General features: G+C 46.7%; 13 protein-coding genes. 11 read left to right on the forward strand and 2 right to left on the reverse strand.

The features are described 5' to 3' along the window. Positions 1-60: 60 nt before the first annotated feature. The 6 genes from recJ to Ga0451573_RS13935 all read left to right on the forward strand — a co-directional run bounded on the left by recJ (position 61) and on the right by Ga0451573_RS13935 (position 9,163). Entirely contained in the window at positions 61-3,825 is a 3,765-nt protein-coding gene (recJ, locus tag Ga0451573_RS13910; RefSeq protein ID WP_231684739.1) for a single-stranded-DNA-specific exonuclease RecJ, read from the forward strand. Between the two features lie 74 nt (positions 3,826-3,899). Next, entirely contained in the window at positions 3,900-6,065 is a 2,166-nt protein-coding gene (locus tag Ga0451573_RS13915) for a RelA/SpoT family protein (RefSeq protein ID WP_231684740.1), read from the forward strand. Between the two features lie 40 nt (positions 6,066-6,105). Continuing rightward, on the forward strand, positions 6,106-6,555 hold the full coding sequence (gene dtd / locus Ga0451573_RS13920; RefSeq protein WP_231684741.1) for a D-aminoacyl-tRNA deacylase: 450 nt from the start codon (positions 6,106-6,108) through the stop codon (positions 6,553-6,555). 355 nt (positions 6,556-6,910) lie between these two features. Further along, positions 6,911-7,531 carry an MBL fold metallo-hydrolase gene (locus Ga0451573_RS13925; protein ID WP_231684742.1) on the forward strand — a complete coding sequence of 207 codons (621 nt, stop codon included), beginning with the start codon at positions 6,911-6,913 and terminating at the stop codon, positions 7,529-7,531. 10 nt (positions 7,532-7,541) lie between these two features. Further along, positions 7,542-8,294: a WG repeat-containing protein gene (locus Ga0451573_RS13930; RefSeq protein WP_231684811.1), complete on the forward strand. Its 753-nt coding sequence runs from the start codon at positions 7,542-7,544 to the stop codon at positions 8,292-8,294. Then, positions 8,261-9,163 (forward strand): S-layer homology domain-containing protein, encoded by a 903-nt coding sequence (locus tag Ga0451573_RS13935; protein WP_331459426.1) that lies wholly within the window; start codon positions 8,261-8,263, stop codon positions 9,161-9,163. Before Ga0451573_RS13930 ends, Ga0451573_RS13935 begins: the two co-directional genes overlap by 34 nt. 10 nt (positions 9,164-9,173) lie before the next feature. Here the strand turns inward: Ga0451573_RS13935 and Ga0451573_RS13940 are convergent, their stop codons facing one another. Continuing rightward, positions 9,174-9,617, reverse strand: a complete 444-nt coding sequence (locus Ga0451573_RS13940; protein ID WP_231684744.1) for an NUDIX domain-containing protein — start codon at positions 9,615-9,617, stop codon at positions 9,174-9,176. Positions 9,618-9,803: 186 nt separating this feature from the next. On the opposite strand from Ga0451573_RS13940, the gene Ga0451573_RS13945 reads away from it, so the two are divergent. Further along, the gene (locus Ga0451573_RS13945) at positions 9,804-10,637 is read left to right on the forward strand and encodes a delta-lactam-biosynthetic de-N-acetylase (RefSeq protein WP_231684745.1); all 834 of its coding nucleotides are present in this window, start codon (positions 9,804-9,806) and stop codon (positions 10,635-10,637) included. Positions 10,638-10,664: 27 nt separating this feature from the next. Here the strand turns inward: Ga0451573_RS13945 and Ga0451573_RS13950 are convergent, their stop codons facing one another. Beyond that, positions 10,665-10,814, reverse strand: coding sequence for a hypothetical protein (locus tag Ga0451573_RS13950; protein WP_231684746.1), 150 nt, complete (start codon positions 10,812-10,814; stop codon positions 10,665-10,667). 217 nt (positions 10,815-11,031) lie between these two features. Here Ga0451573_RS13950 and Ga0451573_RS13955 point away from each other — a divergent pair, with 217 nt between their 5' ends. From Ga0451573_RS13955 to Ga0451573_RS13970, 4 genes are all read left to right on the forward strand, one after another. Further along, entirely contained in the window at positions 11,032-11,718 is a 687-nt protein-coding gene (locus Ga0451573_RS13955; protein WP_231684747.1) for a Crp/Fnr family transcriptional regulator, read from the forward strand. Then, positions 11,711-11,992, forward strand: a complete 282-nt coding sequence (locus Ga0451573_RS13960; protein WP_231684748.1) for a hypothetical protein — start codon at positions 11,711-11,713, stop codon at positions 11,990-11,992. The genes Ga0451573_RS13955 and Ga0451573_RS13960 overlap by 8 nt, the downstream gene beginning before the upstream one ends. 193 nt (positions 11,993-12,185) lie before the next feature. Continuing rightward, entirely contained in the window at positions 12,186-12,749 is a 564-nt protein-coding gene (locus tag Ga0451573_RS13965; RefSeq protein WP_231684749.1) for a DUF1638 domain-containing protein, read from the forward strand. 191 nt (positions 12,750-12,940) lie between these two features. Beyond that, positions 12,941-13,408, forward strand: coding sequence for a hypothetical protein (locus Ga0451573_RS13970; RefSeq protein WP_231684750.1), 468 nt, complete (start codon positions 12,941-12,943; stop codon positions 13,406-13,408). Positions 13,409-13,412: the final 4 nt, after the last annotated feature.

A 13,412-nucleotide genomic window follows, 5' to 3' on the forward strand; every position in this document is an offset into this window, starting at 1 on the left:
TTTTTCATTTTGAGTATCAGGACCAATATCACAATAAAATTTTGGCGGAGCTGAGAGTGAGTGACAAAAAATATTTCTCAACAGGGTCCGGGAGTTGCCCGGAATTGGCGTATCCCAAAACCAAATGCGGCACTAATGGATATATTTTCTTTGAAACTGGGTATATCAAGGGTGGTTGCCCAGATCCTGATTAACAGGGGGATCACCACAACTGCAGAAGCACGAAACTTCCTGTCAGGGAAAACAGAGCTGCTGAATGCCCCGTTGTTGATGAAGGATATGGAAAAAGCTGTGGACAGAATACGCCGTGCTGTGGCTAACAGCGAAAAAATACGTATTTTCGGAGATTACGATGTTGACGGGGTTACCAGTACTGCTGTGCTGCTAAAAGCGCTGCAAAGGATAGGCGCTGCAGCCGATTATTACATACCTGTAAGGCTGACCGAAGGTTATGGCATGAATCAGGAAGCGGTGAGGGCCGCAGGCAGGGACGGAGTTAATCTGATAATTACAGTTGACAGCGGAATTTCTGCCCTTGCAGAGGTCGGGTTGGCCAACATTCTGGGCATAGATGTTATTATTACAGACCATCATGAACCACCGGCAGAACTGCCGGTGGCATCTGCCGTAATCAATCCCAAGCAGGCTGATTGTCCTTACCCCTTTAAGGACCTGGCAGGAGTTGGGGTGGCCTTTAAGCTTGGACAGTGTCTGCTTGAAGAGACAGACCTGGGGGAATTAAGGGAAATGGCAGAACTTCTCAGTCTGGGTACTATTGCCGATATAGTGCCATTAAAGGGCGAGAACAGGGTCTTTGTAAAGGAAGGGCTTAAATTCCTGGGCAGTACGGTAAATATAGGGCTGCGGGCCCTTATGGAGGAGTGCGGCATAGACCCTGCTAATGTGAGTACACGTCAGGTTGCTTACCAGATGGCGCCAAGAATCAATGCCGCCGGAAGGCTTGGTGATGCCGCTATCTGTGTCAGGCTCCTGCTCAGCGAGGATGAGGCAGAAGCGAAGGCGCTGGCGGCGGAGCTGTGTTCATTAAATGTGAGAAGACAGAACGTTGAGGCCGGGATTTATGCGGAGGCTCTGGAAATGATACAGGGTGGCGTACCGGGTGGCGGCATTGACCTCGACAGGGATAAGGTCATAGTCCTGGCAAAAGAGGGCTGGCACCTGGGGGTTATTGGGATCGTGGCCTCCAAACTGGTGCAGGATTTTTACAGGCCGGTAGTCCTTCTCGGCATTGATGGCGAAACTGCCAAGGGATCAGCCAGAAGTATCCCCCCATTTAACATTTTTGAGGCCTTTAGGGCCGGCCAGGATTACCTGATTAGGTACGGCGGACACAGTCAGGCCGCAGGGCTGACCCTGGCTGCGGAAAACATTGCCGGATTTAGGGAGGCGGTTAACCGCCATGCCTCTCAGCTGATAACGGAAGATGATCTGGTTCCGGAGGTGTTTATTGACACTGAAGTGGAACTGAGTGAACTTGATATTAAATTATTCTGTCAGTTGGAGATGCTGGCTCCATATGGGTGCCAGAACCCTGACCCGGTCCTGGCCTGCCGCAATGCAGGGGTGCTCGATTACCGCAAGGTCGGCTCAGATGGGTCTCATCTCAAACTAAGGGTTACCGATAACAAGCTGGTAATGGATGGGATAGGATTTAACCTTGGTGCTCAGGGAGCAATTCTGGAGGATGACGAATGTTTTGATTTGGTCTTTGCCCTGGAAAAAAACGAATGGAACGGGAGGACACGTCTTCAACTGAATGTCAAGGACATCAGGCCTGCCCGGCAGGCTGCCGGAAGTGACAGCCAGGTTTCTGCCGGAAGTGGCAGCCTGGGTTCTGTGGAGGAAGACTCCGAGAGCCAAAATAATTTTATTGATGAGCTGTTTCGGGACGCGGTTTCATCCCTGACTGATGATTATTATAGAGATATTGGCGCAAAAGAGGAATTTTACACAAAAATTGCCGGGGTTACCTTTGGCAACCGTCAGGAAGTGGCAGCCCACCTCGTAGAAGGACAGCGGCTGTACCTGGTCAGGGAACCGGATAACCCGCATGATGCTAATGCCATCAGGGTGGAGACTGTTTCAGGTGTCCAGGCCGGGTATCTGAATGCGCGGCTGGCCAGGCATTTTGCCCCCCTGTTGGACCGCGGGGAACGGTATGATATCTATGTATCCCAGGTGACCGGTGGTGAAGACAGGAATTATGGTGTCAATATCATCATCCAAAAGACCAGGGAAGAAGCAAGGGAACAATTGACGGAAAAACTTGCCTCTATGAGGGAGGAACTGTCTGCTCTGGATGACGAAAAACTGCTGGACAGGATCAGGCAGGCTCTGCTGGGTGAGTGGCCTTACCGGGACAAACAAAAAGAGGCTGTCAGATATCTGTTGCAGGGCTGTAACACCCTGGCTATTTTTGGAACCGGGCGGGGCAAGTCGGCGGTATTTCAGACGGCAGCCGCCTTTAAAGCGATCCGCAGCCGGGAAATTACCGTTATCGTTTATCCTTTGCGGGCTCTGGTAAATGACCAGTTCGAAAATATGTCTGTTAAATTGGAACGGCTGGGACTCCGTGTTTTTAAAGGGAATGGCTCCATATCTGAAATGGAGCGGGCACAACTTTTTGCAGCCTTAGAAGCGGAAGAGATAGATGTCTTACTAACTACTCCGGAGTTTGTCCTGCACCATATGCTGAGGCTGCAGCAGATGACCAGAAAAATGGGCCTTTTCGTGGTTGACGAAAGTCACCATATCGGAATGTCATCAATGGCTCACCGGCCGATATACAGACGCCTCGGTGAGATTGCCGCTTCTCTGGGCAGTCCTCCGGTCCTGGCTGTTACGGCAACCGCCGATGAGGAGGTTGCCGGAGAAATTATCCATACCCTTGGGGTGGCAAAGGTCGTCATTGACCCACACGTCAGGACTAACCTGCTGCTTATCGATCAAAGGGACTGTCCTGACAAAAACAATTATCTGAAACAGGTTGTCAGTACCGGTTCCAAGTGCATTATATATGTTAACAGCAGGCTGCAGACTGTGGAGTTGGCTGCAATGCTGCGGGAATCCCTCCCGGCTAAGGCCAACAGGATTGTGTTCTATCATGCAGGGTTAAGCAGCGCCCAGAGGAATAATATTGAACGGATGTTCCGGACCGGGGAAATTACTGCCGTTGTGTCTACATCCGCTTTTGGTGAAGGGATTGACATCCCGGATATCAGGCATATTCTGGTTTTTCACCTAAATTTTAATTTTACCGAGTTTAACCAACAGTGCGGCAGATGCGGCCGGGACGGTGAAAAGGCACAAATTCACCTGCTCTGCGGGAAACGGGATGCGGCCATCAACAGTTTTATTCTGGATGCATCCTCACCTGACAGGGATACTTTGGCCAAGCTTTTTGTGGTTCTCCGGGAATTGGCGGAAAAGTCACAACCTGTAAACGCATCAAATGAAGAAATAGCCGGAAGGTTAAAAGATGCCGGGATAAAATTTGCCAGGCCAAACCTGGTCTCAGCCTGCCTGGGAATCCTGGAGGAATTGAGGCTTATCCGGAGGGAGTCGGTGGGAAGGGCCAGGGAAATATACCTGGAATCGGTTCCGAATAAAAAAGTTGCTTTAGAATCATCACTCAGATTTCTGGAAGGACAGGAAGAAAAACAGGCTTTTCAGGAATTCGAGGAGGGTTTTCTTACGGCATCATCAGATGAATTGCTGTGCTTGATTAACAGGCCCATTTACCCGGAAAAATACCTGGATATCCATTATCCACCGGAGAATAAATGTGATATAATTATTAACTAAGGTGTTTTTTTAATGCCATTTTAATATATTGGCGCTTCATACATTCGAGGGTTTGAATTAAGGAAGGTGCTTTTGTGAAATTCCGCCAGTTGATTGCAGAAATACAAAAATATACCCCATATGTCGATATAGAGCTCATCAGAAAGGCATATGTCTTTGCCAAGGATGCTCATCAGGGGCAGACCCGGATTTCGGGGGAGGCCTATATAAATCATCCCCTTAATGTGGCCTTTATCCTGGCGAAGCTGGAGCTTGATGTAGTCACCATTGCAGCCGGGCTGCTGCATGATGTGGTGGAGGATACCGGCATTACACTGGAGAATATTGAAGAGGATTTTGGCTCTGAGGTCGCCCTTCTGGTTGATGGGGTTACCAAATTGAGCCGTATCGAATACAAGACTAAAATGGAGCAGCAGGTGGAAAACCTCCGCAAGATGTTCCTGGCAATGGCAAAAGACATCCGTGTCATTATGATAAAGCTTGCCGACAGACTGCACAACATGAGAACCCTTAAGTATATGAGAGAAGACAAGCAGAAGGAAATCGCTTTTGAGACCCTTGAAATATATGCTCCCCTGGCACACCGCCTGGGAATCTATAAGCTTAAGTGGGAGTTGGAAGACCTTTCGTTTCGTTTTCTGAACCCGGATAATTATTATGACCTTGTTGATGGAATTGCTAAAAAGCGCGCCGTAAGGGAAGCGTTCATCAGTAATGTTATCAGGGAATTAAAGGATAAACTGGAAGCGGTGGGTGTAGAGGCCGAGATTCAGGGAAGGCCGAAGAATTTCTACAGCATTTATAAGAAAATGGAAGAACAGAATAAGGAACTGAGCCAGATTTATGACCTGATGGCCATCAGGGTGCTGGTGGAAAGTGTCAAGGACTGTTATGGTGCCCTTGGCATGATCCATACCCTCTGGAAGCCGGTACCGGGCAGGTTCAAAGACTATATAGCCATGCCCAAGTCAAACATGTACCAGTCCCTGCACACCACTGTTATCGGGCCCCAGGGGGAACCCCTGGAAATACAGATCAGGACCTGGGAGATGCACAGGACTTCCGAGTACGGTATTGCTGCTCATTGGCGCTATAAAGAGGGGACCGGCAAGGATGAGGATTTTGAACATAAGCTGTCATGGCTGCGCCAACTGCTGGAATGGCAGACAGACATGGGTGATGCCAGGGAATTTATGGAGACTCTCAAGATTGACCTCTTTTCCGACACTGTCTTTGTTTTTACTCCCAAAGGGGATGTAGTAGAGCTGCCGCGGGATGCTGTGCCCATTGATTTTGCGTACAGGATACACACCCAGGTTGGACACCGTTGTGTAGGGGCCAAGGTTAACGGTAAACTGGTACCCCTGGACTACAAGCTCAAGAATGGTGATATTGTTGAAATTGTAACCACCAAACAGGCTAACGGACCCAGCAGAGACTGGCTGAACCTGGTGCAGACTTCAGAGGCCAGGACTAAGATCAGGGCCTGGTTTAAGAAGGAGAACAGGGATGAAAACATCATTAAGGGCAAAGATATACTTGAAAAGGAAGTCAAGAAGCTGGGTTATGACGAACCGGCTGAAATTATCAAGACTGACCAGTTAAACAAAATAGCCAGGAAATTGAACTTTGTGACCACTGATGACCTGTATTGTGCTATCGGAATGGGTGTGGTAACACCACAGCAAATCATTACAAGGGTCAAGGATGATACCAAAAAAGAAAAGGTTCTCAGCATAGAGGATTTTGTCAGTAAAGAACCCCGGAAGAGAAGCCAGAAGCCGGGTAGTGGTGTTATTGTTAAGGGTGAAGAGGATGTCCTGGTCCGCCTGGCGAGATGCTGCAACCCGGTTCCGGGAGACCCCATTGTCGGGTATATAACCAGGGGCCGGGGGGTCTCGGTACACCGTAAGGACTGCCGTAATGTGGTGGTCTACGGCCTGGGGGAAGATGAACGGATGATTGAGGTAGCCTGGGATAACACCGATAAGGGTTCTTACCATGTCCACCTGGAGATTTCGGCTATGGACCGGGCAGGCCTGTTAAATGATGTGATGACAGTACTTTCAGAGATGAAAATCAGCGCCGACTGGGTCAGCGCCCGGGGTACCAAGAACCGGATGGCAACCATCGACCTGGTTCTGGAAGTCAACAGCCTGGAACAGTTGGATTTTATAATGAGTAAAATCAGGCGAATCAAAGACCTTTATGATATTTGGAGGGTTACCCCTCGGGTATAATGACCGTCATGAATTTTGCAGATTCAGGGAGGAAGGCTATGTGAGGGCTGTGGTGCAGCGGGTAACCAAGGGCAGGGTCACTGTGGAAAATGAAGTGGTTGGGGATATTGGCCCAGGACTGGTTGTGCTCCTGGGAGTGGGCCGTGAGGATACCATAGAGGATGCCAGATACCTGGCGGAGAAGATCGCCAGGCTTCGCATATTTGAGGACCCGGAGGGTAAAATGAATGTATCGGTCCTGGATACCGGAGGAGCGGTATTGGCCGTATCCCAGTTTACCCTGATGGGGGACTGCCGCAAGGGCCGCAGGCCGAGCTTCTCGGAGGCGGCTGCCGCGTCACCCGCAGAACGCCTGTATGAGGATTTTGTGGCCAGTCTTAGGGAAGCCGGCGTCCCGGTAAATACCGGCCGGTTTCAGACGACAATGCTGGTTGAAATACATAACCATGGTCCGGTTACCATGCTTTTGGATAGTAAGAAGGTGTTTTAAGAAATGATTCGCAGGCTCTGGGAAATGACCGGCAATGAAATATGGCGAGTTATTGTACTGATTTTCCGCAGTGCCGCCGGAGAATTCTAACCTTGTTCCTGGCGAAGCCACAGACTAAACCGCCAATTCGCCATCCGTGGCTCAGTGGCGGCTCCGCCATCTATGGCTCCGGTCTGTGGCTTCGCTCAGCGGAACTGCGGTAACCTTTCTTACGGCGGCCCTGCAAGGAAAATCTTGTACAACACCTCACCATATTTCACGGTCATTTCCAGAGCCGCTGCGAATCATTTCTTAAGCTACTCGCTGAATGAAAAAGGAAAGCCATGATATACAGGAAAAGAAGGAGGACGGTTGCATGATAATCAAAGGTATCCCGGTAGGATTTATGGGGGCGAACTGTTATGTTGTCGGTTGTGAAAAGACCAAAGAAGCTGTGGTAATAGACCCCGGAGGCGATGTGGCCAAGATCCGGTTATATCTTGATGAACAGGGATTTACCCTCAAGTATATCATTGATACCCATGGACATATTGACCATATTGCCGGAAATGATGAACTACGGGAGGCTACAGGCGCTAAGATAATGATTCATGAGGCAGATGCCGCTATGCTGGGGGATGCTAAGCAGAACCTGGCAGCTTTTATGGGTTTTGCCAAGACCTTCGATTCTGCTGATGAACTGTTGACAGATGGTGATACTATCGAATTTGGAGAAATAAAGCTGGAAGTCCTGCATACGCCGGGACATACCAGGGGCGGTATCAGCCTGAAGACTGAAGGGGCGGTCTTTACCGGTGACACCCTGTTTAACGGTTCTATCGGGAGGACAGATTTCCCGGGAGGGGATTTTGATACCATAATTAACTCCATCAAGACAAAGATACTCGCCCTGCCTGACGATACTGAGGTTTATCCGGGACATATGGGCCAATCCACGATAGGGACAGAACGCCGGTGTAACCCGTTTTTAAGGTAACACTATAGTGATGAAAACGATAAAAACGATAAAAACGATGAAAACGATAAAACCGGTAAAAAGATTTATAAGTACATTGATTTGCATGATTTGGATATCCTCAATAATAACTCCGGTATGGGCGGCAGATTCACCTAATTACACAGTTGAGATTCCCTGCCGGTTTGATGGGAATGCCGGTCAATTTCATGGAGGCTTGGCTGTAGTACAGAATGGCGGGAAATACGGTGTTATTAACACAATGGGTAATGTGGTCATAGATTTTGTATATGATAATCTTTTCTATAATTTCCCTGATGCTGCCAAACCCGTTCCCGGTAATTATCTAATTGCTGTACAGAATCAAAAATGGGGAGTTATTGATAATTCGGGGAAGCCGCTGATTCCCTGTATCTATGACTCTATTAGTATAACCGGCACTGGTTTCGCGATTGTGGGCAAGGGTCGGACGGTGCGCCCGGGTCCAGGGTCAATTGACGGTGTTTGGGGCATATTTGATTTGAATACGGGTCAGCAGGTCCTGCCGGTTATGTACGCAAACATTATGCCGATCAAAGATTCATTAACTTTTAGTGTGTTTTTGGGCAGCAAAGCAGGACTGGTCAATAGTTCGGGTGACTTTGTGGTGGCGCTTCAATATGATAACATTTCATCATCAGATGACGGTAAACTGTTTACCGTCCTTCAGGCCAATGAAGTAGGTGTGCGGTTATTAATCAAAATGGTAAAGTGGTACTGCCGCTCGATAGGTATGGTAATGTAAATCTATGGGATAATACCGGAAGCATTTTGGTTGTATCAGCAGTTACTGGCAGATGGGGGCTGAAAGACCGCAGCGGAAGGACTGTTCTGCCTTGTGAATATTGGAGTATTGGGCCTGTGAACGATAATTATATCACAGCAAATAACGAAAAAGGATATGCTGTGTTTAATAAAGACGGAGATATAGTTGTCCCATTCGGGGAATTTGAGTATATAGGATACCGTATCAGTGAAAGCATGGTGGACGTAAGAAAGAACGGTTTAATTGGATACATAAGCCTTCCAGAGTACGTGGAACAGCCTGAATCCTGGGCTCAGTCTGAGGTGGAACGTGCTATTGCTGTCGGACTTGTTCCTGAAGATATGCGTAAAGATTACCGGGATGATATCTCCAGGGCTGATTTTTGCCGTCTTGCAATTAATCTTATTGAAATTAAAACGGGGATGAAAGCTGATGTATTTATGAATACCCGTGGTATGTCAAAGCGGGTATCTGCACCAATTACATTTACCGATACAACCGAACCGGTTATTTTAGCGGCCGGCCGTCTGGGCATTGTAAACGGAGTGGGAAACAACAGGTTTAATCCTACAGGAACAATAACCAGGCAGGATGCTGCAGTGATGCTGCAGAGGACAGCAAAAGTGCTTGATTTTACCGAGCCTCCGGGTGATCCAAAGGTATTTTCCGACAGCGGTAACTTCTCCGATTATGCTGTCGAAGCAATAGACTTTGTTTCCACAGCAGCCGATAAAGAAACCGGAAATTCAGTTATGGCCGGTACGGGAAATGACAATTTTTCACCTTTTAGCCCGTACACCAGACAACAGGCATATATTACAGTATTGCGATTGTTTTTGGCGGTTTGAATTTTGCCGACTAAAACCATTGCTGGGGAATTTTACCCAGATAAACATTTTCGTTTGACGGCCCGTTTTTTATCAGGGTCTGAATGTGCCTGCCGATATTAGGGTACAGGTTCAGTGAATCAAGAAGTTTTTCATCCACCCACTGAAAACCCAGCGCTGACGTTTCGGCGGCATTCACTACAGGGATGCCGCTGATGACTTCTCCGGTGAAAACACAGTGGAGGGTGGAATTTTTTTTGTCAGGCAGCACAACCTCTCCGGCAAATACCAGCTTGTCAACAGATATACTGAGCATCAGTTCTTCGTGTAACTCCCTGATAAGGGCGCGCTCCATCGTTTCGTCACCTTCTGGACTGCCTCCGGGGAGCGCAAAGACTTCTTGTCCACTGTAGTTGTATTTCAATAAGAGTATTTTGTTGTTTTGAATGATGAGGATACTTGGCCTGACATTCATGATGACTCTCCTTTACAAAAAAATATTTCACAACATATTTTCGGCACCATGACTGGATATTCCTATCATAATCCTAATCAGAGGCCAAATATTTTCCTGTGCCTGTGAGGGCATAACTTCCCTGTGGTCGGCAAAAACTATTAACCAAACAGTTTTGCGGACTAATTAACTACAGGGGGTTATGTTATGCGAAACAGGGTGTTTGTGGTGACTTTTATTGTCCTGGTGGTTGTCAGCGTAACCGCGCTAAATATATTAACAAGTGATAAAACAGGGTCCCGGGAGCATAGTTCCCTCATTCCGGGCCAGGAAAACAGCGGCGCTGCAGAGGTTTATGACCAAAAGGAAGGCTGGGGGTTTGTCAAATCCAGACAGGGGAAGCTTCCGGAGGTGACTGCTCACCAGCGTGACCTGGTGAAGAAATATGATGCCCTGTTTATGGGAGATAACAGCAAAAAACAGGTCACTCTGACCTTTGACCTTGGTTACGAAAAGGAAGGCCTGACCCCTAGAATACTAAAAATATTAAAAGAAAATAATGTCAAAGCAAGTTTTTTTGTCACCACCCACTGGATTGAAAAAGAGCCGCAATTGGCCAGGCAGCTTATCAGTGAAGGCCACATTATGGGAAATCACACCGTAAAACATAAGAGCCTGCCCACACTTTCGGATAATGAAGTGAAAGAGGAAATCCTCGGCTGGGAAAAAGTCGCTAAAGATGCCGCCGGCTATAAAATTAAGCATAAGTACATGAGACCGCCGATGGGGGAATATAGTGAGCGTACCTTGAAGCTGACCAGGGATATGGGCTACCGGACGGCATTTTGGAGTGTGGCTATCAAGGACTGGCTGCCTATGGAAGGTCCACAGGAAGCCATAAAAGGGATAACCGCTCAGCTGCATAACGGTGCAGTTGTCTTGCTGCACGGCAACTCGGAGGACGTGGTTGAGGGGCTTGACAGGATAATTAAGGAAATCAGAAAACGGGGTTATGGGATTGTACCGATATATAAAATTTAAGGGAGGACCAATACTGGTCCTCCCTCATTAGCTTCCAAACGGGTTATGACTTATCTTGGAATGGCATTCACCACAGGTTTTGCCTGTTTTGTCCGCCTTATCAGGGGTAGCCTGAACAGCGCCGATGAATGAAACCAATAACGCGGCTGTTGTGAGAAGTACTGCCAATTTCTTCATGAAAAAATACCTCCTTTTAAAAAATATGTAATAAAATAACTGCATGTTAATTTTAATTTTATGGGACAAAGAAGTCAAGGGAAGATAATGTCGAATTACAGCCAGGAGAAATGAGAGGATTACCCGGTTTTTGTAAAGTGTTTTACTGAAGAACGTGGGAATTTATTATATACTTTTAACTATACAGATGAATCAATCGATTGAGGTGATTTGGAGAGTGACCGGAAAAATCAAGTGTATGAAGGACCTGGCATTATTTGACGCCCTCAGTGAAGAAGAAAAGCAGACTGTAACTAAACTGGCCAGGGGCATCTTTTACCGGAAGGGTGATCTTATATTCTCGGAAGGTGACCCGGCTGACACTATTTATTTGGTTAGGGCCGGACGGGTTCTGCTTTATAAAATTTCAGAAGAGGGTAAGGAAATCACTCTTGATATTCTTCAGGAGGATGACATATTTGGAGAAAACACTATCTTTGAGAATGTTGATCAGAGTATGAATGCCAAGGCGATGGAAGATACCTATGTGTGTACCTGTGCCAGAGAAGATATCCCCCGTCTCCTGCAAAATCCGATGACCTCCCTCAAAATAATTAAAACCTTGGCAGACAAGCTAAACAACTATACAGAGCAAATGGCGAACATGGCTTTCAAGGATGTGAAGGGCAGGGTCATGGATGTTCTGCAGCGCCTGGCCCGGGATTACGGTCTTAATACTCCAAAAGGAGTCAAAATTGACATTCTGTTAAATCACCAGGACCTGGCCAACCTGGTAAATGCTTCCCGGGTAATGGTCACCAACACTCTCAATGACCTTAAGGGAGAGGGCCGGATTGCTGTTTTTGAACGCCGGTTTTACCTTACTGAACGTGAATTAGTGAAGGATGAAATTAAAAATGCTTAACTACAGCAATTTTACTTACTCAGAAACAGCTATTCGCAAGTTGGTCAGGGACTTGGAAACAGCACGCTGGGTTTTATACGAGATCAAGCAGGACTCTGAATCAGGCAGACTGCTGAAAAGCATAATTTTTCTTATTGACAGGGCAGCTGAAGGGATAGCCGTAGACAATGGCCCCATTAATGAAAAAAGGCTGATATTTAACCTGATAGAGGCCGGTTTTGACACTATACTGGTAATGGAAACAGTTACCAGGCTTTTCGGAAAAGCCAACTGAACCATAGTTTTTCATTTTTGTAAACCACTTTACTGAAAATGTGCTAACTATCCGGTAACATAAAGGACAGGACATGGTTCTCCAAAAGAAAAATTTGTGAAAAGGAGTGGTTTACTGATGTCAGTAAGAGAGACTATTAAAAGCTCTGAAGATGTGGCTGAAACTATTCTTAAAAGAGCCGGGCTGAAATAATATGAAGACAGTTTTTGTAGCCTGCTCCATGCTGAAAGCAGAGATAGAGAAGGTTATGGAAGAACTTAATTCAGAAAACCGGATATTATTTTTTGACGCCGCGCTCCATGTTGACTTTGACAGGCTGGAGAAGGCCCTGGTCAGCAGGCTGGAAGAGGCCGGAAAGGATGAGAAACCGGCAGTGCTGGTTGGCACCAAATGTCATCCGGAAATACAGGATATCATTGCACGGTATCAAGCCAAAATAGTAAGCGGAATTAACTGTATTGAGCTGCTGCTGGGTGAAAAGATGAAGGACCTGGATGCTGAAGCCAAGACTTTTTATGTCTCTTATGGGTGGCTGAAGAACTGGAAAAAAATTTTTGTTGAAGAACTGAAATGGGATTCTGTTGATGCCAGAATTAATTTTGGGTATTATGACCGGATAGTCTATATAGATACCGGACTTCAAGAAATAAATGATGAAGAGGTCCTGGAATTCTATGAATATACCGGGGTTCCTCTGGAAATCTATCCGGTAGACCTGGAAAACATGAAAAAAGAAATTGGCAGACTGATAGGGTGAACTTAATGGATTTGTGAATACTCCCCCAGCTACGCTAGACGCTAAGAGCTGGGGGCTTCCTGTTTCTACAACCAGGTAATGAAGCTATTATTTGATAATCAAATATTTATATTCAATTCACTTAGTTTTTATAGGTAATTAGTGTATAATATTAACAAGGGAATTCTTCTCATTAGGACGGAGGCGGTCGGATGAAGAAGGTATATTTAATTTTTATTTTGATGATACTTATGATAAGTTCCGGCTGTTCAAGAAGTAATAAAGAAGAAGTCAGGCTTTTTATAGAGGATGCCTTTAAAACACGGGCAGATGTGGTCTTTTTGTATAAGGATAAAGAAGTACTCTCCGGGTATTTCAGCCCTGAGGCCATGGAACAGAATAGGGCTTACCTTGACTGGTCACCTAATGGTCGGTGGAACAATGTGAAAGACATGAAATATTCGACAACTCTCCGAATTAGCAGCCTAAAAATTGACGGCAAAAGGGCAACAGCAGAAGTATTCGAAACTGTTGTGGTTACGTGGGATTTTGTAGATCCGGCAAAGGTTGCCGGGACAGAGTTTACTAAAGAAGACGCCTGGAGTAACAGAAAACACCTGGTTACCGTAGTACTTAATCCTGAGGGTAACTGGATTATTGAACAAGACATGGTTCCATAGGGTG

The organism is Phosphitispora fastidiosa, assembly GCF_019008365.1.
GTDB classification, from domain to species: domain Bacteria; phylum Bacillota; class Thermincolia; order Thermincolales; family UBA2595; genus Phosphitispora; species Phosphitispora fastidiosa.

Excerpts from the sequence above, each read along its gene's own strand:
- Ga0451573_RS13945 (WP_231684745.1), top strand. The coding sequence starts at position 9,804 with ATGCGAAACAGGGTGTTTGTGGTGACTTTTATTGTCCTGGTGGTTGTC.
- Ga0451573_RS13970 (WP_231684750.1), top strand. The coding sequence starts at position 12,941 with ATGAAGAAGGTATATTTAATTTTTATTTTGATGATACTTATGATAAGT.
- Ga0451573_RS13960 (WP_231684748.1), top strand. The coding sequence starts at position 11,711 with ATGCTTAACTACAGCAATTTTACTTACTCAGAAACAGCTATTCGCAAG.
- Ga0451573_RS13950 (WP_231684746.1), bottom strand. The coding sequence starts at position 10,814 with ATGAAGAAATTGGCAGTACTTCTCACAACAGCCGCGTTATTGGTTTCA.
- Ga0451573_RS13930 (WP_231684811.1), top strand. The coding sequence starts at position 7,542 with ATGAAAACGATAAAAACGATAAAAACGATGAAAACGATAAAACCGGTA.
- Ga0451573_RS13940 (WP_231684744.1), bottom strand. The coding sequence starts at position 9,617 with ATGAATGTCAGGCCAAGTATCCTCATCATTCAAAACAACAAAATACTC.
- Ga0451573_RS13965 (WP_231684749.1), top strand. The coding sequence starts at position 12,186 with ATGAAGACAGTTTTTGTAGCCTGCTCCATGCTGAAAGCAGAGATAGAG.
- Ga0451573_RS13925 (WP_231684742.1), top strand. The coding sequence starts at position 6,911 with ATGATAATCAAAGGTATCCCGGTAGGATTTATGGGGGCGAACTGTTAT.